Source organism: Bradyrhizobium sp. WU425 (assembly GCF_021052305.1).
GTDB lineage: Bacteria > Pseudomonadota > Alphaproteobacteria > Rhizobiales > Xanthobacteraceae > Bradyrhizobium > Bradyrhizobium canariense_D.
The window spans coordinates 4,139,300-4,163,691 of record NZ_CP088089.1; the positions used below are offsets into that span (position 1 = coordinate 4,139,300).

Annotated in this window: 24 protein-coding genes; 20 read left to right on the top strand and 4 right to left on the bottom strand. The window is 64.8% G+C overall.

Translation table 11 applies throughout. The features are described 5' to 3' along the window. Positions 1-11 precede the first annotated feature (11 nt). Positions 12-809: an exodeoxyribonuclease III gene (xth, locus tag BcanWU425_RS20110; RefSeq protein ID WP_007610740.1), complete on the bottom strand. Its 798-nt coding sequence runs from the start codon at positions 807-809 to the stop codon at positions 12-14. Positions 810-963: 154 nt separating this feature from the next. On the opposite strand from xth, the gene BcanWU425_RS20115 reads away from it, so the two are divergent. Beyond that, a complete protein-coding gene (locus tag BcanWU425_RS20115; RefSeq protein ID WP_409363669.1) occupies positions 964-3,273 on the top strand; it encodes a hybrid sensor histidine kinase/response regulator in 2,310 nt (769 codons plus the stop codon). Between the two features lie 9 nt (positions 3,274-3,282). On the opposite strand, the gene erpA is transcribed toward BcanWU425_RS20115, so the two are convergent. After that, on the bottom strand, positions 3,283-3,612 hold the full coding sequence (gene erpA, locus BcanWU425_RS20120; RefSeq protein WP_007610737.1) for an iron-sulfur cluster insertion protein ErpA: 330 nt from the start codon (positions 3,610-3,612) through the stop codon (positions 3,283-3,285). 134 nt (positions 3,613-3,746) lie between these two features. On the opposite strand from erpA, the gene BcanWU425_RS20125 reads away from it, so the two are divergent. The 12 genes from BcanWU425_RS20125 to surE all read left to right on the top strand — a co-directional run bounded on the left by BcanWU425_RS20125 (position 3,747) and on the right by surE (position 15,866). Then, a complete protein-coding gene (locus tag BcanWU425_RS20125; RefSeq protein WP_085362127.1) occupies positions 3,747-4,955 on the top strand; it encodes a deoxyguanosinetriphosphate triphosphohydrolase in 1,209 nt (402 codons plus the stop codon). Positions 4,956-4,964: 9 nt separating this feature from the next. Further along, the gene (argS, locus tag BcanWU425_RS20130) at positions 4,965-6,755 is read left to right on the top strand and encodes an arginine--tRNA ligase (protein WP_204511290.1); all 1,791 of its coding nucleotides are present in this window, start codon (positions 4,965-4,967) and stop codon (positions 6,753-6,755) included. Between the two features lie 138 nt (positions 6,756-6,893). After that, entirely contained in the window at positions 6,894-8,468 is a 1,575-nt protein-coding gene (locus BcanWU425_RS20135) for an SPOR domain-containing protein (RefSeq protein ID WP_204511289.1), read from the top strand. Between the two features lie 45 nt (positions 8,469-8,513). Then, positions 8,514-9,542 (top strand): beta-N-acetylhexosaminidase, encoded by a 1,029-nt coding sequence (gene nagZ / locus BcanWU425_RS20140; RefSeq protein ID WP_018458031.1) that lies wholly within the window; start codon positions 8,514-8,516, stop codon positions 9,540-9,542. After that, positions 9,539-10,378: a segregation and condensation protein A gene (locus BcanWU425_RS20145; protein ID WP_007590654.1), complete on the top strand. Its 840-nt coding sequence runs from the start codon at positions 9,539-9,541 to the stop codon at positions 10,376-10,378. Before nagZ ends, BcanWU425_RS20145 begins: the two co-directional genes overlap by 4 nt. Positions 10,379-10,405: 27 nt before the next feature. After that, positions 10,406-11,155 carry an SMC-Scp complex subunit ScpB gene (scpB, locus tag BcanWU425_RS20150; protein WP_204511288.1) on the top strand — a complete coding sequence of 250 codons (750 nt, stop codon included), beginning with the start codon at positions 10,406-10,408 and terminating at the stop codon, positions 11,153-11,155. Positions 11,156-11,321: 166 nt separating this feature from the next. Next, positions 11,322-11,558, top strand: a complete 237-nt coding sequence (locus BcanWU425_RS20155; RefSeq protein WP_007610722.1) for a twin-arginine translocase TatA/TatE family subunit — start codon at positions 11,322-11,324, stop codon at positions 11,556-11,558. A gap of 88 nt (positions 11,559-11,646) precedes the next feature. Continuing rightward, the gene (gene tatB, locus BcanWU425_RS20160) at positions 11,647-12,201 is read left to right on the top strand and encodes a Sec-independent protein translocase protein TatB (protein ID WP_018458029.1); all 555 of its coding nucleotides are present in this window, start codon (positions 11,647-11,649) and stop codon (positions 12,199-12,201) included. Further along, a complete protein-coding gene (gene tatC / locus BcanWU425_RS20165; RefSeq protein WP_018458028.1) occupies positions 12,198-13,010 on the top strand; it encodes a twin-arginine translocase subunit TatC in 813 nt (270 codons plus the stop codon). The genes tatB and tatC overlap by 4 nt, the downstream gene beginning before the upstream one ends. Before the next feature lie 198 nt (positions 13,011-13,208). After that, positions 13,209-14,540: a serine--tRNA ligase gene (gene serS, locus BcanWU425_RS20170; RefSeq protein ID WP_018458027.1), complete on the top strand. Its 1,332-nt coding sequence runs from the start codon at positions 13,209-13,211 to the stop codon at positions 14,538-14,540. 94 nt (positions 14,541-14,634) lie between these two features. Continuing rightward, positions 14,635-14,997, top strand: coding sequence for a hypothetical protein (locus tag BcanWU425_RS20175; protein WP_085353194.1), 363 nt, complete (start codon positions 14,635-14,637; stop codon positions 14,995-14,997). Positions 14,998-15,098: 101 nt separating this feature from the next. Beyond that, positions 15,099-15,866, top strand: coding sequence for a 5'/3'-nucleotidase SurE (gene surE, locus BcanWU425_RS20180; protein ID WP_085353192.1), 768 nt, complete (start codon positions 15,099-15,101; stop codon positions 15,864-15,866). 35 nt (positions 15,867-15,901) lie between these two features. On the opposite strand, the gene BcanWU425_RS20185 is transcribed toward surE, so the two are convergent. Further along, positions 15,902-16,273 carry a response regulator gene (locus tag BcanWU425_RS20185; protein WP_007590670.1) on the bottom strand — a complete coding sequence of 124 codons (372 nt, stop codon included), beginning with the start codon at positions 16,271-16,273 and terminating at the stop codon, positions 15,902-15,904. Positions 16,274-16,498: 225 nt separating this feature from the next. Between BcanWU425_RS20185 and BcanWU425_RS20190 the strand changes: the two genes are divergently transcribed. Together BcanWU425_RS20190 and BcanWU425_RS20195 are read left to right on the top strand one after the other, a co-directional pair. After that, positions 16,499-17,149: a protein-L-isoaspartate(D-aspartate) O-methyltransferase gene (locus BcanWU425_RS20190; RefSeq protein ID WP_026233485.1), complete on the top strand. Its 651-nt coding sequence runs from the start codon at positions 16,499-16,501 to the stop codon at positions 17,147-17,149. A gap of 109 nt (positions 17,150-17,258) precedes the next feature. Beyond that, a complete protein-coding gene (locus BcanWU425_RS20195; RefSeq protein ID WP_204511287.1) occupies positions 17,259-18,644 on the top strand; it encodes a LysM peptidoglycan-binding domain-containing M23 family metallopeptidase in 1,386 nt (461 codons plus the stop codon). 157 nt (positions 18,645-18,801) lie between these two features. Here the strand turns inward: BcanWU425_RS20195 and BcanWU425_RS20200 are convergent, their stop codons facing one another. Then, positions 18,802-19,818, bottom strand: a complete 1,017-nt coding sequence (locus BcanWU425_RS20200) for an ATP-binding protein (RefSeq protein ID WP_204511286.1) — start codon at positions 19,816-19,818, stop codon at positions 18,802-18,804. 180 nt (positions 19,819-19,998) lie between these two features. Here BcanWU425_RS20200 and yajC point away from each other — a divergent pair, with 180 nt between their 5' ends. Genes yajC through BcanWU425_RS20225 form a run of 5 tightly spaced genes read left to right on the top strand, consistent with a single transcriptional unit; the run spans position 19,999 to position 24,362 of the window. Further along, positions 19,999-20,364, top strand: a complete 366-nt coding sequence (gene yajC, locus BcanWU425_RS20205; protein WP_007610701.1) for a preprotein translocase subunit YajC — start codon at positions 19,999-20,001, stop codon at positions 20,362-20,364. A gap of 59 nt (positions 20,365-20,423) precedes the next feature. After that, a complete protein-coding gene (secD, locus tag BcanWU425_RS20210; RefSeq protein ID WP_018458020.1) occupies positions 20,424-22,028 on the top strand; it encodes a protein translocase subunit SecD in 1,605 nt (534 codons plus the stop codon). 10 nt (positions 22,029-22,038) lie between these two features. Beyond that, the gene (secF, locus tag BcanWU425_RS20215; protein WP_018458019.1) at positions 22,039-23,058 is read left to right on the top strand and encodes a protein translocase subunit SecF; all 1,020 of its coding nucleotides are present in this window, start codon (positions 22,039-22,041) and stop codon (positions 23,056-23,058) included. Between the two features lie 60 nt (positions 23,059-23,118). Further along, complete coding sequence (locus BcanWU425_RS20220; protein ID WP_204511285.1) at positions 23,119-23,502, top strand: Mth938-like domain-containing protein; 384 nt, start codon at positions 23,119-23,121, stop codon at positions 23,500-23,502. Beyond that, positions 23,499-24,362: a phytoene/squalene synthase family protein gene (locus BcanWU425_RS20225; protein ID WP_204511284.1), complete on the top strand. Its 864-nt coding sequence runs from the start codon at positions 23,499-23,501 to the stop codon at positions 24,360-24,362. Before BcanWU425_RS20220 ends, BcanWU425_RS20225 begins: the two co-directional genes overlap by 4 nt. Positions 24,363-24,392 lie beyond the last annotated feature (30 nt).

Here is a 24,392-nt window from a genome sequence, read left to right on the forward strand (position 1 = left end):
TTGAGGCGGCCTCACGCCGCCTCAAGATCGAGATCCGCCCACACCGGCACGTGGTCCGACGGCTTCTCCCAGCTGCGCACATAGCTGTCGATGCCGACATTGGCGAGCCGGTCGCTGGCCTGTGGCGACAGCAGAAGATGGTCGATCCGCAGGCCGTGGTTCTTCTGCCAGGCGCCGGCCTGGTAGTCCCAGAAAGTGTAGAGCCCGGGCTCGTCGGTGACGGCCCGAAGCGCATCGGTCAGGCCGAGGCCGAGCAGGGACTGAAAACTCTCCCGCGTCTCGGCCTTGAACAGGGCGTCCTCGGTCCAGGCGGCGGGATTATGGACGTCCCGGGCATGCGGGATGACGTTGAAGTCGCCTGCGAGGATCAGCGGCTCCTCGGTCTTGAGGCGCTCCTTCGAATACTCAAGAAGCCGCGACATCCATTTGAGCTTGTAGGGATATTTCTCGGTGCCGACCGGATTGCCGTTGGGCAGATAGAGGCAGGCGATGCGCAGCACGCCGGACTTGAGCGTCACCACGCCTTCGAGGAAGCGGGCATGGGCGTCCTCGTCGTCGCCGGCCAGCCCCGACTTGGTCTCGTCGAACCGGAGCTTGGAGAGCAGGGCGACACCGTTGAACGTCTTCTGGCCGTGGGTGACCACGTTGTAGCCGAGCGCCTCGATCTCCAGCCGCGGGAAGGCTTCGTCGACGCATTTGATCTCCTGGAGGCAGACGATGTCCGGCTGGCACTCCTTCAGCCAGGTCAGGAGGAGATCGATGCGCTGCCGGACCGAGTTCACGTTCCAGGTGGCTATTCTGATGGGCATCTTGGCGGCTCCGGGCAGGGGCCATGGTTAGAACAAAATGCAAACGCGCCCGTCAAGGACGCTGCGAAATCTCCCACAAAATTAACCCGGCTTAAGTCGGGCCTGGGCCATTGATCGTGGAAAGGTTTTTCGAATGGGACGGCCGAACAAAGCCATGAAGCCAACCGAGCCCCGCGACGGGTTGATCGGCGCGTTCCTGTACTGGCTCGGCGGCTACGAGATCGAGGACGGCCTGACCGCCGGTCTCAGCGACCGCGAGCTGAGCCGCATCCGCGCCAAGCAGATCGACGCGGTGATACGCCTGATCCCCGTGACGATGGCCGTCGCCATGCTCAACGTCGCCGTTGTGCTGATTTTGTTCTGGGGTCGTGGCTGGAACGACTTTCTCGCGATCTGGGGCATGACCCTCGCGACCGCCGCCTCGCTCGCGGTGCGCGCGTGGCGGCGCTCCCACCAAAGCCCGCCTCAGGAAGCCTCACCCCGCGCCGCGCGGCAGATGTTGCGGCAGGCGTTCTTCCTCGCCGCAATCTGGGGCACGCTGCCGGTCGCGCTGTTCAGCCGCATCGAGCCGACCAGTCAGCTCATTCTGGCCTGCCTTATGGTCGGCATGATGTCCGGCGGTGCCTTCACGCTCTCGACCTTCCCGCGTGCGGGCCTTGTCTATCTCGCGACGACGACGATCGCCTGCGCCGGTGCGTTGCTGTTATGCGGCACCGGGCCTTACCTCGTGACCGCCGTGTTCCTGCTGCTGTTCGCGTTCTTCATGGCGCGCAACATCGTCTCGCAAGGCAATCTGTTCCTTGGCAATCTCAAGGCCCAGCTTGAGCTCGAGCGCCAGACCGAGATCATCTCGCTGTTGCTGAAAGATTTTCAGGAGAACGCCAGCGACTGGCTGTGGCAGACCGACGCCGAAGGGCATTTCGTCGACGTGCCCGAGCGCTTCGCCGCGGTCGCACAGCTGCCACTGCCCTTGCTGAAGGGCTCGCATTTCGCCGACGTGCTCGACATGCTGTGCCCCGAAGACAAGAGCGCGGCCTACAATGTCGTCGGCCTGATGGAGCACGCCGAACCGCTGCACGAGATGAACCTCAAGGTCGTCGCCGGCGGCGAGGCGCGGCTGTGGTCGCTCACCGCGAAGCCGGCCTACGACCGCGACGGTCAATTCCTCGGCTATCGCGGCTTCGGCCGCGACGTGACCGAGCGCTGGCGCGCGGAAAAGGCCGAGGCCGAGAGCCGCGCCAAATCGGATTTCCTCGCGGTGATGAGCCACGAGATCCGCACGCCGATGAACGGCGTGCTCGGGCTTGCCAGCATGCTTCTGGAGACAAAACTCGATCCGGAGCAGCACGAGGCCGTCACCACGATCCGCGAGTCCGGCGACAATCTCCAGCGCATCCTCAACGACATCCTGGACCTCTCCAAGCTCGAGGCCGGACGCTTCGCATTCGAGGTGATCGACTTCGCGCCGCAGGCGCTGGTAGAGACATTGGCGACCGTCGTGCGCGCGAGTGCCAAGAGCAAGGGGCTCGCGGTCAAGGTCAAGCTCGATCCGAACCTGCCGCCGACGCTGCGCGGCGATGTCGCGCGTATCCGCCAGGTCCTGCACAACCTCGCATCCAACGCGGTGAAGTTCACCGACCAAGGCGAAGTCACGATCGCAGCCGTCTGTCAGGCCCGCCGCGATCTGCTCGCCACCGTCGAATGGAGCGTGACCGACAGCGGTATCGGCATCGCCCCCGAGAAGCTTGGCCAGCTCTTCTCCGACTTCGCGCAGGCCGACGCCTCGATCAGCCGCCGCTTCGGCGGGACCGGGCTTGGGCTTGCGATCTCCCGGCGCATCATCGAACAGATGGGCGGCACCATCGGCGTCACCTCGACGCCGGGCGAGGGCTCGACATTCAGCTTCACGCTGGTGCTGCCCTGGAGCCAGGAGCAGGCGTCCGACTACATTGCCGACCGCGACGAAGCCGACGACCTCAAGGCGCGTATCGCGAGTCTCGACCGACCGCTGAGGGTGCTGGTCGCCGAGGACGACGCCGTCAACCGCATGGTCGTGAGCAAGATGCTTGGCGCCTTCGATGTCGAGTTGCGCGTCGTGACCGACGGTGTTGACGCCGTCGCGGCCATGTCCCAAGGCGAATACGATATCGTGCTGATGGACGTGCGGATGCCCGACATGGACGGCCTTGCCGCAACCCGGGCGATCCGTGCGCAAGGTGGCCGATTCGAATCCTTGCCGATCATCGCGCTCACCGCCAATGCCTTCCCCGAGGACGTCAAGATCTGCCGCGAGGCCGGCATGTCGGACTTCCTGGCCAAGCCGCTACGCAAACCCGCGCTGCTGGCGGCGCTGCTGCGCGCGCTCGATGGACATGTGATGGCGGGAGACGCACCACTTCAGCCGGAGCTCATGTCGGTCGACGTGGAGTGGACGGACGAGGAAAGGCAGATGACCGGCGCCTAGCCGGCGACGTCAGATCGAGAAGCTGGTCCCGCAGCCGCAGGACGCCGTGGCGTTCGGATTGTTGACGCGGAACGAGGCGCCGATCAGATCGTCGACGAAATCGACCTGCGACCCCGCCAGGAACGGCTGCGAGGCGGAATCGACCAGCACCACCGCATTGTCCTGCTCGATCACGAGATCGTCGTCAGTGCGGGCACGGTCAATGTCGAACTTGTACTGGAAGCCGGAACAGCCTCCGCCCTCGACCGAGATCCGCAGCATCGCGCCAGACCCTTCGCCCTTGAGGATCTCCCCAATCCGGCGTGCGGCCTTGTCACTGATGGTCACGTCAGTCGTCATCGTTCGTCTCCGATAGGCCCGCGGTCACACCAAGGTCACCTGAAGGTCACGTGCCCTATTCAGTTGGTATCCCGCGTCCGGCATAGTTAAGTGCCACCATACGCAGAATCAAATGGATAGAGACTAAATTCGCCGTGTCCGTCGGAATGGCTGCCCCCCACGCGCCCTATGCCTGCGATCCCGAGCGCAGTCGCGGCCGATTGGTCGCGGAACCGCCAAGCCGGACCCGCAGCCCGTTTCGACGGGATTGCGACCGGGTGATCCATTCCACCGCGTTCCGCCGGCTGAAATACAAGACCCAGGTGTTCGTGTTCCACGAGGGCGACCACTACCGCACCCGGCTGACCCATTCGCTGGAGGTGGCGCAGATCGCCCGCGCGCTGGCCCGGCAGCTCGGGCTGGACGAGGACCTCACGGAAACCCTGGCGCTCGCCCACGATCTCGGCCATCCGCCGTTCGGGCACGCCGGCGAGCGGGCGCTGGACGCCTGCCTGAAGGATTTTGGCGGCTTCGATCACAACGCCCAGACGCTCCGCGTCGTTGCGGCCCTGGAACAGCGCTATCCCGAATTCGACGGGCTCAACCTGACCTGGGAAGCGCTGGAGGGCATCGTCAAGCACAACGGCCCGCTGACCGATCGCAGCGGTGCGCCGGCCGGGCGTTATCGCGAGCGCGGCGTTCCCGTCGGCATCGCCGACTACATCAAGATCTATGATCTCGAATTGTGGAGTTTCGCCTCGCTGGAGGCACAGGTCGCCGCGATCGCGGACGACATCGCCTATGATGCCCACGATATCGACGACGGTCTGCGCGCCGGCCTGTTTCACCTCGACGACCTCAAGGTGATGCCGCTGACCGCGGAGATCATCGCCGAGACTTCTGCGCATTACCCCGATCTCGAAGACGTCAGGCGCGGCGCCGAGCTGGTGCGCGAGCTGATCTCACACTTGATCGGTGCCGTGTTCGCCGAGGCCCAGATAAACCTTACCGCCGTGAAACCGCAATCCGCACAGGACGTGCGCCAGCAGAGCCGGGCATTGATCGCATTCCCCGCAGCGGTCGCCGAGGAGGAGGCCGCCATCAAGCGCTTTCTCTATCAGCACATGTACCGCCACAAGCGGGTCATGCGGGTGATGGGCGAGGCGGAACAGATCCTGTTCGACCTGTTCGCAAAATACCTCACCTCGCCCGGCGAGCTGCCGCCGGAATGGCTGGTCGGGGCGGAGGCGGACAATGAGGGCGACCGGGCCCGCCGGATCGGGAATTTCATTGCCGGAATGACCGACCGTTTCGCCCTGACCGAGCACCAGCGGCTCTTTGACTCGACCCCGGATTTGCGTTAGGCGGCGCCCATGCCCGACACATCCTCAGCACTGCACCTGTTCGCCGACGTGCTCGCACGCGTGCACGCGGTCTGCCGCGCGCTCGCGGCGGAAGCCAACTGGCCCGAGGGCATCGATTTCTCGCGCGTGGTGGTCGAGCCGCCGCGCGATGCTTCCCATGGCGACATGGCGACCAACGCAGCCATGGTGCTTGCGAAAGAGGCAAAGGCAAAGCCGCGCGACCTCGCCGAGCAGATCGCCGAACGGCTGCGCGCGGACCCGTTGATCGCCAAGGTCGACGTCGCAGGTCCAGGCTTCATCAACCTGACGCTGGAGCCGGCCGCATGGGCCGAGGCGCTACGGACCGTGCTGCGCGAGGGCGCCGATTACGGCCGCGTCCGCGGCGGCTCCAAGGTCAACGTCGAATATGTCTCCGCCAACCCCACCGGACCGATGCATGTCGGCCATTGCCGCGGCGCCGTGTTCGGCGATGCGCTGGCGAGCCTGCTTGAATTCGCAGGCCGTGACGTCACGCGCGAATATTACATCAACGACGCCGGCGCGCAGGTCGACGTGCTCGCCCGCTCCGCGTTCCTCCGGTATCGCGAGGCGCTCGGCGAAGACATCGGCGCGATGCCGGAAGGCCTTTATCCCGGCGACTATCTGAAGCCGGTCGGGCAGGCGCTGGCGCAGGAGCACGGCGACAAGCTCCTCGCCGTGAGCGAGGGCGCGTGGCTACCGACGGTGCGCGCCAAGGCGATCGCGATGATGATGGACGAGATCAAGGATGATCTCGCCGCGCTCAACATCCGCCACGACGTGTTCTTCTCCGAGCGCTCGCTACAGAACGCCGGCAACAATAAGGTCGCCGAGACCATCGATTTCCTGCGCGCCAAGGGCGACGTCTACCAGGGCCGTCTGCCGCCCCCAAAGGGGGCTCCGACCGAGGATTGGGAAGATCGCGAGCAGTTGCTGTTCAAGGCGACCGCCTATGGCGACGACGTCGATCGCCCGCTGATCAAGTCGGATAATTCCTACACCTACTTCGCCGCCGACATCGCCTACCACAAGAACAAGTTCGATCGTGGTTTCGCGGAGATGATCGACGTCTGGGGCGCCGACCATGGCGGCTACATCAAGCGCATGCAGGCGGCGGTGAAGGCGACCACCTCCGGCAAGGGGGCGCTCGACGTCAAGATCGTCCAGCTGGTGAAGTTGCTGCGCAACGGCGAGCCGGTGAAAATGTCCAAGCGGAGCGGGGACTTCGTCACCTTGCGTGAGGTGGTGGATGAAGTCGGCCAGGACGCCGTCCGCTTCATGATGCTCTACCGCAAGAACGACGCGGTGCTCGACTTCGACCTCGCCAAGGTCATGGAACAGTCGCGCGACAACCCGGTGTTCTACGTGCAGTACGGCCACGCCCGCGGCCACTCGATCTTCCGCAACGCCCGGGCCGAGGTGTTCCCGGAACTCCCGGAGGAAACGGAAAAGCGCATCGCCTGGCTGGGTGAGTCGGCGGTGGAACGGCTGTCGGACCCGGCTGAACTCGACCTTCTTAAGCGGCTCGCAATATTTCCGCGCATGCTGGAAGCGGCCGCAACCGCCCACGAGCCGCACCGAATTGCCTTCTATCTCTATGATTTAGCCAGCGAATTTCATGCACTTTGGACGAAGGGGCGCGATTTGCCCTATTTACGCTTCATTATCAATAATGATGCAGATCTAACGAAGGCGCGGCTGGCCATGGTCCAGGGCGTCGTCTCTGTCCTGGCATCGGGCCTCGCCATCCTCGGCGTCCATGCTCCGGACGAGATGCGGTAGTTTGGGGCGAACTACTTAAGGGATTTCGGGGGTAACCGGCAGAAGCCGGATCGCTTAGACTTGGTTGAAAGCCTTGTGGGTCGAAAGCCGCGCCTTGGTCGAGGGCGCGCGGCTTTCCCGAAGGGACGCATCATCACGATGGCCGAACGATATCAGGACAGACCGTTTCCTTCCGATGACTATCGCGGTGGCGATCAGCATGGGAGGGCGGAGAGCGGTGATCCCTTGGCCGAACTTGCCCGCCTGATCGGGCAGACCGATCCGTTCGCAGCGCAAGAGCGGCCGGGCGTGCACCCGCCTGCAGCACCTGCGCCTGCCCAGAGCTATCAGGACGACGACTATCGCCAGGACGATGGCCAGCAGGACTATGCCGAGCAGGCCCCGCCGCCGCCCGGGCCACCCTCATGGATGCGGCGCGCCAATGTGCAGCCGCAGACGGTGCCAGCTGAGCCTGCCTATCCCGCTTCCGTAAACCCGGTTCATCCACTGCATCGTTATTCAGCCCAGCCGACTGCGCCCGAGCCTGAACCTGATTATCGTCAGCCGCAGGCCTATCCGGATCAGGCCTATCAAGCTCGCACCCATCAGGGGCAGGCCTATCAGGATCAGGCATATCAGCAGCCCGATCAGGCTTACCAGGAGCAAGCCCACCAGCAGCCCGATCCGGCGCGCTACGACGAGGCGCTCTACGGACGGCTGGAGGCGGGCGAGCAGGACTATCAGCGCGATCCCGCCTATCCCGACGATCCTTACGCGTTCCAGAGCGACTATCCCGAGGCCGATCTCGACGAGCCGAAGAAGCAGCGCGGCGGCATGATGACCGTCGCGGCGATCCTGGCCCTTGCCGTGGTCGGGACCGGCGCTGCGTTCGCTTACAAGACCTATGTGGGCTCGCCCCGCAGCGGCGAGCCGCCGATCATCAAGGCCGACAACACGCCGACCAAAATCGTGCCGGCGCCGTCGGACTCCTCGGCCAAGGTACCGGACCGCATGGTCACCGGAGATGGCGCCGAGAAGATCGTGCCGCGCGAGGAGGCGCCTGTCGACGTCAACGCCAAGGCGGGAGGTCCCCGCGTGGTGTTCCCGGCGCTGAACCAGAACGCGAACCCGCCGCCAGTCGCGAGCGTGTCGCCGTCCAGCATTCCGCTGTCGAGTGCGGGCCCGAATCCGAGCAACGGCACGCTGCCGAACAATTCGCCGCGCGCGATCAGGACCGTGGCCGTGAAGGGCGATCAGACCGACGCCACCGCGTCGCAAGCGGCCACGGCCGCGAAGCCGACAGCTCTCCCGAAGCCCGTTGCGGCACCAGCTGCACCACGCACGCCGCCGACCTCGGCCAATGCCAGTGCCAATCAGCCGCTCTCGCTTGCGCCGCAATCGGCGCCGGCCGCGGAGCCACCGCAGCGGATGGCTGCGACCAATCCGACGCAAATTGCGCCCGCGAGCAGCGGTGGCGGCGGCTACGTCGTGCAGGTCTCCTCGCAGCAGACCGAGGATAGCGCCCACGCCTCGTACCGGGTGCTTCAGAGCAAGTACGGCAGCGTGCTTGGCTCCCGCGCACCCGTGGTCAAGCGGGTCGACCTGACCGACAAGGGCAAGGGAATCGTCTACCGCGCCTTCGCTGGGCCGTACGGATCGCTCGAAGAGGCGAACCAGGCCTGCAACAGTTTGAAATCCGCTGGCCTGTCTGCCTGCTTCGTCCAGAGGAATTAACGGCCGTTTCCTTGACCCTCTCGCGGGTCAGGGTTAATCGGCCGTATGAGCACGCGGGCCTTCATTACCGGCGTTTCCGGAACGGAACTAACCGCCGCCGAGCGGGAGTTTATCCGCAGCGAACGCCCGTGGGGCTTCATCCTCTTCAAGCGCAATGTCGAGACGCCGGCTCAAGTTGCTGCACTCGTTGCGGAATTGCGGGCGGTTGCGGGTTTCGCTGATGCCCCTGTCCTGATCGATCAGGAGGGTGGGCGGGTGCAGCGCCTGACGCCGCCGCATTGGCCGGTCTATCCGCCGGGCGCTATTTTCGCAGGCCTCTACGATACTGATTCGGCGCTCGGGCTGACCGCGGCGCGCCTCAGCGCCCGGCTGATCGCGTGCGATCTCGCAGATCTCGGCATTACCGTGGATTGCTTGCCGCTGGCCGACGTGCCGGTGGCTGGCGCCAACGCCGTCATCGGGAACAGGGCTTACGGCACCGAACCGGGAAAGGTCGCCGCGATCGCCCGCGCGGTCACCGAGGGCCTGGAACAGGGTGGCGTGTTGCCGGTGCTCAAGCACATCCCCGGCCATGGCCGAGCTACGGCCGATACCCATTTCAATCTGCCGACGGTCGACACGTCGCGCGACGAACTGGATCGCACCGACTTCGCGGCATTCAAGCCTTTGGCGGATTTGCCGATGGCCATGACTGCACATGTTGTGTTTAGCGCGGTCGACCCCGCCCATCCGGCGACGACATCTGCGACAATGATCGCTGAGGTGATTCGCGGCGCAATCGGGTTCCAGGGTTTGTTAATGAGTGATGACGTGTCGATGAACGCGCTGTCGGGCAACATCGCCGAACGGACCCGCGCCATTTTTGCGGCCGGCTGCGACATGGCCCTGCATTGCAACGGCAACATCGAGGAAATGCGTGAGGTCGCCGGCCAGACACCCGAACTGGCGGGCAGGGCGCTGGAGCGGGCGAACGCCGCGCTCGCTGCGCGTAAAGGACCGCAACCGTTCGATCGCGCGGCCGCGCGCGCCGAACTGGAGGCATTGATCGCACGGGCAAACACGGCATCGGCATGACCGCAGAAATCCTATCGTTTGAAACCGGGCGGCCCGCAGAGCTCGCCGAGGGTGAGCCGGCGTTGGTGGTGGACGTCGAGGGTTATGAAGGTCCGCTCGACCTGCTGCTCGCACTGGCGCGGCAGCAGAAGGTAGATCTCGCCAAGATCTCGATCCTGGCGCTCGCCGACCAATATCTCCACTTCATCGAAGCCGCGCGAAAGATCCGCCTCGAGCTCGCCGCCGACTATCTCGTGATGGCGGCATGGCTCGCCTTCTTGAAATCGCGTCTGCTGCTGCCGGAGCCGCCGAGTGCGGAAGGCCCGAGCGCGGAGCAGATGGCGACGGCGCTCGCCAACCGCCTGCGCCGGCTGGAGGCGATTCGTGAAGCCGCCAACCGGCTGATGAACCGGCAGCAATTGCTGCGCGACATCTTCCCGCGCGGCGAGCCCGAGCAGATCGCCGAGATCAAGCATCCGAAATACACGGCAACGCTCTATGACCTGCTCACCGCCTATGCCGCGCAGCGCCAGTCGCGCGTGCTGGCGAGCGTGCATCTGGCCAAGCGCACGGTGTGGTCGCTTGCCGAGGCGCGCGCCACGCTGGAGCGGCTCGTCGGAAGCATCAGCGAGCAAGACGATTGGGGCGTTCTCGACGATTTTCTGCTTCAGCATGTCGCCGACCCGACGCAGCGCGCGACGGTGCTCGCCTCGAGTTTCGCGGCTGCGCTCGAGCTGGTGCGCGAAGGTCAGCTCGAGCTGAATCAGAAAGAGGCGTTTGCGCCCATCTATTTCCGGAAGGGGCGCCCCAAGCCGGTCATGGACGCAGCTCCTGCGCCCGATGCGCCGGTCGCTTAAGTGCAAGTGCAACAAGGAGAATCTGCCATGGCAAGCCTGGCTGAAGTGCGGGTAGAAGAGGCCGAGCCGATGGAGAACGAGTCCCAGGCACGTCCCGAAGAATTGCGGCTGCTGGAAGCGCTGCTGTTCGCTTCGAATGAACCGCTGGACACCGCGACGCTGGCCAAGCGCATGCCCGAGGGCGTCGACGTGAAGGCCGCGCTCGAGCAGTTGCAGGCCGACTACTCCCTGCGCGGCGTGAATCTCGTGCGGGTCGCCAACAAATGGACCTTCCGCACCGCGGGCGATCTCGCCTGGCTGATGACCCGCGAGAGCACCGAGACCCGCCGCCTGTCGCGCGCCGCGATCGAGGTGCTGGCGATCATCGCCTATCACCAGCCGGTGACGCGCGCCGAGATCGAGGAGATCCGCGGCGTCGTCACCTCGAAGGGCACGCTGGACGTGCTGCTGGAAACCGGCTGGATCAAGCCGCGCGGTCGTCGCAAGACGCCGGGCCGTCCCTTGACCTTCGGAACCACCGAGGACTTCCTGTCGCAGTTTACTCTGGAACAGCTCGGCGATTTGCCGGGCCTGGAGGAGCTGAAGGGCACTGGCCTGCTGGATTCGCGCCTGCCGACCGGATTCAGCGTGCCGACGCCGTCGGATGACCCGACTTTGCGGGAAGACGAGGATCCGCTGGAGCCGGGCGAGGACCTTGATCTGGCGCTGGCGCCCGCGGTCGAGCCCGAGACGCCGGAAGGCGGCCATGAGGGGGGCGAGGGTGGCAGCGAGGACTGACGTCCCGGCCTTTTACCGGCCGCCTGCGACCAGTTAACACTAGCAAAATTACGTAGCGCCAACAGCGAATTGCCGCTGCCTTGGTCCTTGTTTTTGACACCTGCCAAGCCTAGGTTTCGGTGAAGATCGGCCGGTCCCCGGCCATGCGCGTTTGGAGGGTTGCAGGATGGGTTCACTCAGCATTTGGCACTGGGTCCTGGTGATCGCAGTGGTCCTGCTGCTGTTCGGTCGCGGCAAGATCTCGGATCTGATGGGCGACGTGGCGCAGGGCATCAAGGCGTTCAAGAAGGGCATGCAGGACGACGACAAGGTCGCCGACAAGCCCGAGCCGGCCAAGTCCATCGAGCACAACAATGCCGCGCCGACCGCGGCACGGTCGGACGTCGGCAGCAAGGCCGTCTGAGCCAGAGAGCACGCGAGACGCGGGTAGCGGACCCGATCCTGCGCGCGAGGGATTGGGCCGGCTGCGGCTGGCGTGAACGGAAGACCTCATGTTCGACATCGGGTGGAGTGAACTGGTCCTGATCGGGGTCGTGGCCCTGATCGCCATCGGCCCGAAAGAGCTGCCGGGCGTGCTGCGCATGGTCGGGCAGTGGATGGGCAAGGCGCGCAAGATGGCCGCCGAATTCCAGGGCCAATTCCAGGAAGCGATGCGCGAGGCCGAAATGGCCGACCTCAAGAAGAGCTTCGACGAGGTCAAGGAAGCGGCTTCCGGCTTCGCCGGCAACAATTTGATGACCTCGCTCCAGAAAGACGTCAGCGACGCGCTCCGCGTCGATGCGCTGGACAAGCCCGCCGAGACCTCGATCTCCACCGCTGTCGAACCGTCGGCGACTTCAAGCGAAGCGCTGACGACGCCCACCACGCCGGAAGCGCCGACGCCGGAGACCTTCGTGGAAGCCGAGGCACATGCGGCCGTGAACGAGCCGCTCGCCATCACCCGTGAGGTCGAGCAGGCGCAGGTCGCTCAAGGTTCGGTCACGCAAGATTCGGTCACCCAGGACACTGCGCCGGCCGAGGCGATTAAGGGCGCCAAAGCGTCATGAGCGCCGCCGATATCGAGGCCAGCAAAGCTCCCCTGATGGACCATTTGATCGAGCTGCGTTCGCGGCTGATCAAAGCGCTGCTCGGCTTCGGCATTGCCTTCATCTTCTGCTTCTTCTTCGCCAAGCAGATCTACAACGTGCTGGTCTGGCCGTTCGTGTGGATCGCGGGTCCCGAGAACTCGAAATTCATCTATACCGCGCTGCTGGAATATTTCATCACCCAGCTCAAGCTCGCGCTGTTCGGCGCCGGCTTCATCTCGTTCCCGATCGTCGCGACACAAATCTATAAGTTCGTCGCTCCCGGACTCTACAAGCACGAGAAGCAGGCCTTCCTGCCGTATCTGGTCGCGACCCCGTTCTTCTTCGTGCTGGGCGCAGCACTGGTCTATTTCGTCGTGCTGCCCATGCTGGTCCGCTTCTCGCTCGGCATGCAGCAGGCCGGCAGTGACGAGACCGCGCAGATCCAGCTGCTGCCCAAGGTCGGCGAATATCTGTCGCTGATGATGTCGCTGATCTTCGCCTTCGGCATCGCCTTCCAGCTTCCGGTGATCCTGACGCTGCTGGGGCGCATCGGCATCGTCACGTCTAAAATGCTGCGCGAGAAGCGCCGCTATTTCATCGTCGTTGCCTTCGTCATCGCGGCCGTTCTGACCCCGCCCGATGTGCTCAGCCAGTGCTCGCTCGCGATTCCCTTGCTCGCGCTCTACGAGGGCTCGATCATCGCGGTGGGAATTGTGGAGAAGAAGGCGGCAGCTTCGCAAGCCTCTAGCGGCACCGACGTATCGACGCCGGCCAATCCGGCAGAGTAGGGCGCCCCATACTCCGGTGTCGTTCCCCGCGAAAGCGGGGAATCCAGTACGCCGCGGCCTATCGGGAATCAGTGATGTTTCTGGAATACTGGATCGCCCGCTTTCGCGGGCGATGACAGCCGTGCTAGGGGAAGCAGCCATTTGCATAAATGCAAATCCAGGATTTGCAGGGTTGCAACAAGCCCCAGGACCACGGCCATGCACGACATCAAATCGATCCGCGACAACCCGCAAGCCTTCGACGCCGGCCTCGCACGACGCGGCCTGAAGCCGATGTCGGCGTCGCTGCTTGCGATCGACGAGACCCGGCGTGCGGCGATCCTGGCTTCCGAGCAGGCGCAGGCGCGGCGCAATGCGGCCTCAAAGGAAATCGGCGATGCCAAGAAGACGAAGGACGAGGCGCGCGCGGCGAAGCTGATGGCGGAGGTCGCCGAGCTCAAGACCACCATGCCGGAGCTCGAGGCGACCGCGAAGGCTGCCGACGAGGAGCTCGCCAAGGAGCTGGCGGCGATCCCCAATCTGCCGCTCGGCGAGGTGCCCGATGGTGTCGACGAGCACGGCAATGTGCAGCGCCATGTCTTCGGCAACAGGCGCAACTACGCGTTCGTGCCAAAACCCCATGACGATCTCGGCGCCGCGCTCGGTGACATGGATTTCGAGACCGCAGCGAAGCTCTCCGGCGCGCGCTTCGTCGTGTTGAAGAAGGGACTGGCGCGGCTCGAACGCGCGCTCGGCCAGTTCATGCTGAACCTACACGTTGACGAGCACGGCTATACCGAGATCAATCCGCCGCTGCTCGTGCGCAACGAGATCATGTTCGGCACCGGACAATTGCCGAAGTTCGAGGACGACCAGTTCTGGGCGATCAAGGGCGAATTGCTCGCCGCGCCCGACCATGAGCGGCTCCGGACCGAGCGTCTCGGGATCATTCCGACCGCGGAGGTGGCGCTCACCAATCTCGTCCGAGAATCCATCCTCGACGAAAAGCAGCTGCCGATGCGGCTGACTGCGCTGACGCCGTGTTTTCGCGCGGAGGCGGGCGCCGCAGGGCGCGACACCCGCGGCATGATCCGGCAGCACCAGTTCACCAAGGTCGAACTGGTCTCGATCACGACGCCGGAGACGAGCAAGGACGAGCACGAGCGCATGCTCGCCTGTGCCGAGGAAGTGCTGCGACGGCTCGAGCTGCATTACCGCGTGATGACGCTGTGCACCGGGGATATGGGTTTCTCGTCGCAAAAAACCTATGACATCGAGGTCTGGATGCCGGGTCAGGGCGACGGCGGGGCATTCCGCGAGATCTCAAGCTGCTCGGTTTGCGGCGATTTCCAGGCCCGCCGGATGGACGCGCGCTCGCGCGGCCCCGATGGCAAGCCGCGGTTCGTGCACACGCTCAACGGCTCCGGCACAGCGCTAGGCCGCGCGTTGATCGCCGTGATGGAGACCTATCAGCAAGAGGACGGCTCGATTGCGGTCCCCAGCGTGCTCCAGCCCTATATGGGCGGGCTGAAGGTGGTCGCACGCGACTAGGCGTGCCGCCAATCTGAAACGGAGAAACGTTTGGTTGCGAAGATCGGGCGGCCGGTTATCCTGCCGGCCACCCGACAACGCGAACCGATCGTTCATGGCCTTGCACCGCGATATCTTCTGGGTCGGCAGACAATGGGCGGTGACGGGTGCCGGTATCCAGGCCGTCGATCAGCGGCTGCGTGGCGTGCTCGACATCGCGATCACGCGGCTCTGGGACGACGATCTGGTCCAGAGCCGGCGGGCCAAGCCCGGTGTGAATGCAGCCGATTTCGACCAGGCGCTAACGCTGGCACGTGACCGCTTTCCACAGGCGCCGGTGCCGGACCCATTCGTCGCGCAGCTGGAGGCGCTCGGCGTGATTGAGGCGCCGATGGTGAGCCCGGTCGTGCCGGCGATGAGATTGCACGCGGAGGGCCGGCTTGCGCGCTTTCTGCCGCAATGGCGAGTTCGCCGATAACCGCCAAGCCGGCGACCAGGTGCCGCCCGGTCGGCCGGTTTGCCTGATCGGCCCCGGCCGGATAAGACGGCTCAGACCCGCTTCAGGAATCGACCTTTCCCATGCGCATTCTCTGCACCAATGACGACGGCATCCACGCCCCCGGCCTCAAGGTCCTGGAGGAGATCGCGCGCGCATTGTCCGATGACGTCTGGGTGGTCGCGCCTGAGCTCGACCAGTCCGGCGTGTCGCATTCGCTGTCGCTCAACGATCCGCTGCGCCTGCGCGAGGTCGGTCCGCGGCATTTCGCGGTGCGCGGCACGCCGACCGACTGCGTCATCATGGGCGCGCGCCACATCCTCGGCGCCAAGCTGCCCGATGTCGTGCTGTCCGGCGTCAACAAGGGCCGCAACGTCGCCGAGGACGTGGTCTATTCCGGCACCATCGCCGGTGCGCTGGAGGGCACCATCCTGGGGCTGCCGTCCTTCGCCCTGTCGCAGGAGTTCAGCGTGGAGACCCGCGACCGGCCGCTGTGGGACACGGCCCGCAAATTCGGGCCCGACATCCTGCGCAAGGTGATCGCCGCCGGCATCCCGAAGGACACCGTCATCAACGTCAACTTCCCGGCCTGCGCGCCGGAGGATGTGCTGGGCATCCGCGTGACGCGGCAAGGCAAGCGCAATCTCGGCTTCCTTAGGATCGACGAGCGCAGGGACGGCCGTGGCAATCCGTATTTCTGGATCGGCTTCGAGCGCACCGCGATGATGGATACGCCGGCCGACGGCACCGATCTCGCGGCGCTCCGCGAACGCTACGTCTCCGTCACGCCGCTCAGGCTCGACCGGACCAACGAGGCGTTTTCCGAGGCGCTGAGTGCGACGCTGAAGTAAGTCCGACGCTGAAGTAATCCGACCTGGAATGGGGCCTAGCCGCCGCGAAGCGCGGCTTCGATGGTCTTGCCGAGGGCGTCGAGCTGAAATGGCTTCTGAAGCGCCGGCCGATCGCGGTACTGCTCGGGCAGGCCCGAGGAACCGTATCCTGTGGCGAAGATGAACGGGCAGCCCTTCGCCTTGATGACATCGGCGACCGGCGAGATGACCTTGCCGTTGACGTTAACGTCGAGAATGGCGATGTCGAACTCGGTTGCCTGGGCGAGCCGCATGGCTTCGGTGATGTCGCCCGCCTCGGCTGCGATCTTGTAGCCAAGCTCTTCGAGCATGTCCGCGACCATCATCCTGATCATCACCTCGTCTTCGACGAGGAATACAGAGCGGCCAGTAAGCCCCGTCGCGGTCATGGTCGAGTCCTTGCCCATTGCCAAAAACGTTCGCAGATAACATGAATCGACGCAATGCGCGTTTCGACGAACGGATGCCTGAAAATGGCCATCGCGGCTCGCCCGTTGCAAGCCAATTTATGGTCAACTACGCCATCCGAAGCCTATCATGGGTTCCCTGAGCCGGAACAGGAATCTCGCGCCCAGGTTGGGCGTCCCGGACCGAAAACACAGCACAAGCAGGCAATGACCCCCCATCAGCACCCGCCGGAAAAGATGATGTTTCAGCTCACGCTGAGGCGTCGGGGCATCAGCGACCAGGCGGTCCTGAGGGCCATGGAGGAGGTGCCGCGCGATCAATTCGTCGACGACGCCGATCGGGACGGCGCATATCGCGACAGCGCGCTCCCGATCGCCTGCGGGCAGACCATCAGCCAGCCCTTTGTCGTCGCCTACATGACCGAGCAGCTCCAGCTTCAGAAGAAGCACCGCGTCCTCGAGATCGGCGCCGGCTCGGGCTACCAGGCGGCGGTGCTGTCGCGGCTCGCCGGCCAGGTGTTGACGGTCGAGCGCTACCGCAAGCTTGCGGATGCCGCACGTATCAGGCTTGAAAAACTCAACTATCACAACGTCGAGGTGATGCTGGGCGACGGACTCAATCTGCCCCCCAATATTGGCCCGTTCGATCGCATCATCGTCACGGCCGCGATGGAGCAGCTCCCGGAGAACCTGGTCGAGCGGCTGGAGGTGGGTGGCATCCTGATCGCGCCCGTCGGCCCGCATCAGGGGGTGCAGACGCTGATCCGGCTGAGCCGGACCGAAGCCGGGATCGAGCGCAAGGAACTCGTCGAGGTCCGCTTCGTGCCGGCGCTGCCCGGCGTGGCGCGGGAGCTGTAGAATTCCGGATTGGCTGCGCTGCCAACATCTTATTGGGAGGGTTAAGCCGTTATTTACTCGGCGCGTGTTTACTTAAAACACCAGTTCTGTTGCGTACGAGTGAGTAACCATGTCCGTTGCCGCCGAGTTGCTTTACTCGCGCCGTGTGCCGCAGGTCGCGGTGCTGGCGCTGATCTCCTTCAGCTTCGCAGGGTGCAGCGCCGACATGTCGTCGCGCATGTCCCAGTCGAACTTCTCCAATCCCTTCGCGCAGGAATCGACCGGTTCGGTGCAGCAGGCCCCGCCGCCGCAGCGTGAGTTGCCGCAATATTCGCGGCCGCAGACGCAGTCCGGTTATTATCAGTCGCAGCCTTTGCCGCCGGCGGTATCCACGCCGCAATCCTACCCCGTTGCAGCAGGCGGTGTGTCCGGAGGCGGACGCGGCGTGGGCTCCTACGCACCCCCGGCGCAGCCGCATCTCGAGACCACGGCCACCGTGCCGCCACGCTCGGTTGCAGCCGCCCAGCCGGTCGGCGGAACCAAGATCATCGTCGGCACCAGCGATACGCTCGACCTGCTTGCCAAACGCTATCGCGTCACGCCGCAGGCGATCCTCGCCGCCAACGGCTATAAGGGGCCGCGCGCGCTCTCGCCCGGCCAGCAACTGATCATTCCGCACCAAGCTACGGCGGCTGCGCCCGCGCCGCTCATGGCTCCCGTTGCCGCTGCCCCAGCGCCCGCTGCGAAGCCGGTTGCGGCCGTTGCCGCGCCGTCAAGCACGCACTTCGTGAACCACGGCGACACGCTCGCCAGCATTGCCCGCAAGAACCATATCTCGGCGGCCGAATTGGCCCGCGCCAACGGCCTCGATCCCTCTGCAAAACTCAAGCTCGGCGCCAGGCTGGCCGTGCCCGGGGCCAAGACCGCCGCTGTCGCAGCACCGCTTGCCGCGGCTCCGGTCGGAGCCGCTCCCGTCGCGGGGACGCTGCAGCCGGTTGCTGCCGCGCCTGCGCCCGCCACCAAGATGGCCGCCGTCGCCGCGCCGGTGCAGAGCGCGCGCCTGGCCCAGGCCACCGCCAACGTCGAAGACAAGGCCGCGGACACTCCCGCGAAAGCTGCGGAGACCACCAGCGCGCTGCCGACTTTCCGCTGGCCGGTGCGCGGCAAGGTGGTCACGAGCTACGGCGCCAAGACCAATGGCAAATCCAACGACGGCATCAATCTCGCGGTGCCCGAGGGCACGCCGGTCAAGGCGGCCGAAGACGGTGTCGTTGCCTATTCCGGCAACGAGCTGAAAGGTTACGGCAATCTGGTCCTGGTTCGGCACTCCAACGGCTACGTCACCGCATATGCCCATGCGAGTGAGCTGATGGTGAAGCGCGGCGATACCATCAAGCGCGGCCAGGTCATTGCCAAGTCGGGTCAATCCGGGGAGGTGGCGTCGCCGCAGCTCCACTTCGAGATCCGCAAGGGATCGAGCCCGGTTGATCCGCTTCAATTCCTGAACGGGGCGTGATGAGGCCTACATTGTCTCCCAACTGAAGCTGTCGTCGCCCGGCTTAACCGGGCGACCCAGTACGCCGCGGCCTCTCGATCGATCACAACCGTCTCTGGAATACTGGATCGCCCGCTTTCGTGGGCGATGACAGTTTTGGGTTGGGCTATGACTGTGGCTACGTCGCCGCCAGCTTGACGCCGAGCCGTCCCGCAAGCTCCTGGACGAACTGCCAGGCGACACGGCCCGAGCGCGAGCCGCGCGTCGTCGACCATTCAAGTGCCTCGCGTTCCAGGGCGTCATCGTCGATCTTCACGCCGAAATGGCTGCAATAGCCCCGCACCATGGCGAGATATTCGTCCTGGCTGCACCGGTGGAAGCCGAGCCAGAGACCGAAGCGATCCGACAGCGAGACCTTCTCCTCGACGGCTTCGCCGGGATTGATCGCGGTCGAGCGCTCGTTCTCGATCATCTCGCGCGCCAGCAGATGGCGGCGGTTGGAGGTGGCGTAGAGGATGACGTTCTCCGGCCGCCCCTCGATGCCGCCTTCGAGCACCGCCTTGAGCGATTTGTAGGACGCATCATTGCCGTCGAACGAGAGGTCGTCACAGAACACGATGAAACGGAAGGATGAGGCGCGAAGCTGCTCCATGAGGGAGGGCAGGCTCTCAATGTCCTCGCGATGAATCTCGATCAGCTTCAGTCTGTCGGCCGGTTTGCGCTCCGCGTTGATGCTGGCATGCGCCGCCTTCACCAGCGACGACTTGCCCATGCCGCGCGCGCCCCAGAGCAGCGCGTTGTTGGCGGGCAATCCGTTGGCGAAACGCTCGGTGTTCTCCATCAGGATGTCGCGCATCCGGTCGACGCCCTTGAGCAGGAACATTTCGACGCGGCTGACCCGCGGCACCGCCGCAAGGCGGCCGTCCGGGTGCCAGACGAAAGCATCCGCCTGCTTGAACGACTCGCGTTCGGCGGCGGGCTTGCCTTGCGCGGAGAGGTGCGCCGCAATCGTCTCCAGCGCGCGAACGATGCGCTGCTGGGAGACGTTTTGGTTCGTCTTGGACGTCGTCTTGGAAATCGTCTTGGAAGCCGCCTTGAGGGCCACCTTGGGACGTTTTGCCGCGACGCCGGCTGCCTTCGCGGCAGGGGTGCGAGGGCCTTTGCCGGCCGGGCTTTTGCTTGGTTTTTGGGGCATGTCCGAAGTTCCTGAGAATGCAGCCTTATCGGGCCTGTGCGCGCGCCGCAAGGTAGCTAAAAGGGCGGTCTGGCAGCGTTGCAATTGGGGCAATGGCCGCTATAGTCCGCGCGAATTTGACCGAACCGGTCGCCATTTGGGCATGACCGGTTTTCCCCCGTTCTCACGAGGATCGTCCGAATGCTGATTACCCCTGCGTATGCCCAGGCTGCGGGCGCCGGCGACACCAGCGGCATGTTGATGTCGCTGCTGCCGTTCGCCCTGATCTTCGTGATCATGTACTTCCTGATTCTGCGTCCGCAGCAGAAGAAGGTCCGTGACCACGCCGACCTGGTGAAGAACATCCGCCGCGGCGACACCGTCGTGACCTCGGGCGGTCTCGTCGGCAAGGTCACCAAGGTCGTCGACGACGACCAGATCGAGTTCGAGATCGCCGATGGCGTGCGCGTGCGGCAGATGCGCTCGATGGTCTCCGGCGTACGCGCCAAGGGCGAGCCGGCCAAGGAATCCAAGGAAAGCGCCAAGGAAGACGCCGCGTCGAAGTGAGTGCTTCCGCGAGTCTCTCAAGTTTTCCTGCAAATCTCCTGATCTGACAGGTCCAGTCGATGTTGTATTTCACGCGGTGGAAGGCGCTCGGGATTATCCTGACGGCGCTGATCGTGTGCCTCTGCGCGGTCCCGAACTTCTTCCCCGAAGCGCAGGTCAAGACCTGGCCCGCCTGGGCGCAGCGTCGGCTCGTGCTCGGCCTCGATCTTCAAGGCGGCTCCTATCTGCTGCTCGAGGTCGACGGCAACTATGTGAAGAAGGAAAGGCTCGACCAGGTCCGCGACGATGTTCGCCGGACGCTGCGCGATGCCAAGATCGGCTTCACCGGCGGCGTCACCGTGCGCAACGACGCGGCCGAGGTTAGGATCACCAAGGAATCGGACCTGCAGCCTGCGCTCGCCAAGCTGCGCGAGCTGTCCCAGCCGCTGGGCGGACTGGTCGGATCCAGCGGTCAGCGCGACCTGGATGTGACTGACGCCGGCGGCGGCGTGATCCGCCTTACGATCCCGCAGGCCGCGATGCTCGACCGCATGCGCAAGACGATCGAGCAGTCGATCCAGATCGTCGAACGCCGCGTCAACGAACTCGGCACCGTCGAGCCTGTCATCCAGCGCCAGGGCAACGACCGCATCCTGGTGCAGGTCCCCGGCCTCCAGGACCCGACTCGTCTGAAGGAATTGCTGGGCAAGACCGCGAAGATGGAATTCCGCATGGTCGATACGTCGGTGCCGCCCGATCAGGCGCAGCAAGGACGTTTGCCGCCGGAATCCGAGCTTCTGATGAGCGCGTCACCGCCGCCCACACCCTATGTGGTCAAGAAGCAGGTGCTGGTCGCCGGCGGCGACCTGACCGATGCCCAAGCGAGCTTCGACCAGCGCACCAGCGAACCCGTCGTGAGTTTCAAGTTCAATACGTCGGGCGCGCGCAAGTTCTCGCAGGCCACGCAAGAGAACGTCGGGCTGCCTTTTGCGATCGTGCTCGACAACAAGGTCATCTCGGCTCCCGTGATCCGCGAGCCCATCACCGGCGGACAAGGCCAGATCTCGGGCAGTTTCACGGTGCAATCGGCCAACGATCTCGCGATCCTGCTGCGCGCCGGCGCGCTGCCGGCACCGCTCACGGTGGTCGAGGAGCGCACCGTCGGTCCGGGCCTCGGCCAGGACTCGATCGAAAAGGGCGAGCTCGCCGCCTATGTCGGCTCGATCTTGGTCATCATCTTCATGCTCTTGACCTACCGGCTGTTCGGCGTGTTCGCCAACATCGCGGTGGCCATCAACGTCGCCATGATCTTCGGCCTGTTGTCGCTTCTCAACGCCACGCTGACGCTGCCCGGCATCGCGGGCATCGTGCTCACCGTCGGTATCGCGGTCGATTCCAACGTGCTGATCTACGAGCGCATCCGCGAGGAGTTGCGTGGCGGCCGCAACGCGATCTCGGCGATCGACGCCGGCTTCAAGCGGGCGCTTGCGACCATCCTCGATTCCAACATCACCACTTTTATTGCCGCCGCGGTGCTGTTCTACATCGGTACCGGTCCGGTGCGCGGCTTCGCCGTGACGCTCGGAATCGGCATCATCACCACGGTGTTCACCGCTTTCACCCTGACCCGGCTGATCGTGGCCTGGTGGGTGCGGTGGAAGCGGCCGCAGAGCGTGCCGATCTAGGAGCCTGATCGTGAATCACACTGTTCTCATCGGGCTCGGCGTCCTCATTGCCATTCTCACCGTGGTTGCGGCATTCGGCTGGCTGCCGTCGCTGCGCATCGTCCCCGACGATACCCATTTCGACTTCACGCGTTTTCGCCGGATCAGCTTCCCGATCTCGGCGGCGTTGTCGATCGTCGCGATCACGCTGTTCTTCACCCATGGACTGAATTTCGGCATCGACTTCCGCGGCGGCACCCTACTGGAGGTGCAGGCCAAGTCCGGCACCGCCGATATTGCGGCGATGCGTACGACGTTGGATGCCCTGCGTCTGGGCGAAGTCCAGTTGCAGCAATTCGGCGGCCCCGCCGATGTCCTGATCCGTGTCGCGGAGCAGCCGGGCGGCGACGCCGCCCAGCAGGAGGCCGTGCAGAAGGTCCGCACCGCGCTTGGCGATTCCGTCGACTATCGCCGCGTCGAGGTGGTGGGACCGCGCGTATCGGGCGAATTGCTCGCCTACGGCATGCTCGGCCTGATGCTGGCGATCGTCTCGATCCTGATCTACCTCTGGTTCCGATTCGAGTGGCAGTTCGCGCTTGGCGCCATGATCGCCAACGTGCACGACATCGTGCTCACGATCGGGTTCATGTCGATCAGTCAGGTCGATTTCGACCTGACCAGCATCGCGGCGCTTCTGACGATTTTGGGCTATTCGCTCAACGACACCGTCGTCATCTACGACCGCATCCGTGAAATGCTGCGGCGCTACAAGAAGATGCCGATGCCGCAGCTCCTCAACGAATCAATCAACTCGACGCTGTCGCGCTCGATCATCACCCATTTCACTGTGACGCTGGCGCTGCTGGCCCTGCTGCTGTTCGGCGGCCATGCCATCCACAGCTTCACCGCGGTCATGATGTTCGGCGTGGTGCTGGTCGGCACCTATACCTCGATCTTCATTGCGGCCCCGATCCTGATCTATCTCGGCGTCGGCGAGCATCGCGAGGATGCGGTCGATAAGGCTACGCCGGCGAAGAAAAGCAAGGCATGATCCGAACCGCATGCCCTCGCAGGAGTTTGGGAGGGCAGTAAGCTCATTCGGACGAAGCTCATGGCCGGCGATCCCAACGCACCGCATTTTCCCCGCTCGGCGCCGATCGAAGCCTATGGCAAGGGCGGCTTTGCCTTTGCCGGCATGTCGCATCGGGGATCGCTGCTTTGCCTGCCCGACGCGATCTGGGCCTGGGACATAACGGACCCTGCAAAGATCGACCGCTATTCGCTGGATCGAGTCTTCAAGTCTGCCAACAGCATCGACACGCTCCTGGTCGGCACCGGAACCGGGGTCTGGCTGCCGCCGCCGGAACTGCGCCAGGCGCTCAAAGCGGCGAGGGTGGTGCTGGATGCGATGCAGACCGGTCCCGCCGTGCGTACCTACAACATCATGATCGGCGAACGGCGGCGCGTCGCGGCCGCGCTGATCGCCGTGCCATGAGTGGCTCCGCGCCGCCGCCGGATTCTGCTGCGTTCTGTGCTGACCTCGTGCGCAGCCACGACTTTCCGCACTATGCCGCGACCCTGTTCGCGCCCGCTGCCGAGCGCCGCGGGCTGCTGGCGCTCTATGCCTTCAATGTCGAGATCGTCCGCGTCCGCGATCAGGTGAGCCAGCCCTTGCCCGGTGAAATCCGCCTGCAATGGTGGACCGACATGCTGTCGGGCCAAGTCCATGGCAGTGCCGAGGGCAATCCGGTGGCGGCGGAGCTGCTCCGCGCAATCCGTGATTTCGACCTGCCGGTCGAGCCGCTGTCGCTGCTCGCCGACGAGCATCAATTCGATCTCTACAACGACCCAATGCCAACAATGGCGGCGCTGGAGGGCTACCTCGCGGCGACCTCATCGGCGCTGTTCGATCTCGCCGCCCGGATCATGGGACCACCGTCGGCGGCGGCCGAGCATCTCGCCCGCCATGCCGGGCTGGCGCAGGGCATCGTACAGGTCATCGCCAATCTGCCGCGCGATGCGGCGCGCCGGCAATTGTTCCTGCCGCAGCAGGTGCTGGCGAGCCACGATTGCGACGTGGAAGACGTGTTCGCCGGAAAGGAGACGCCAAACTTGCGCGCCGCGCTGGGCCAACTCTCGGGCGAGGCGCAGCAACATTTGACGACGGCCTTGTCGCTGCTGGTGGAGGTGCCGGCATCGGTGCGTCCAGCGTTCCTTCCGCTCGGACAAGCGCGGGCCGACCTCAAGCGCCTGTCGCAACCCGGGCGCAATCCATTTACGCCGCAACCGTCATCGCGGCTGCGTACGCTGTGGACGCTGTGGCGGGCTTCACGTTCGCGGGAATTTACCAAATAGCGGTTGGCTTATCGCCGGAGCCGGGCAAAT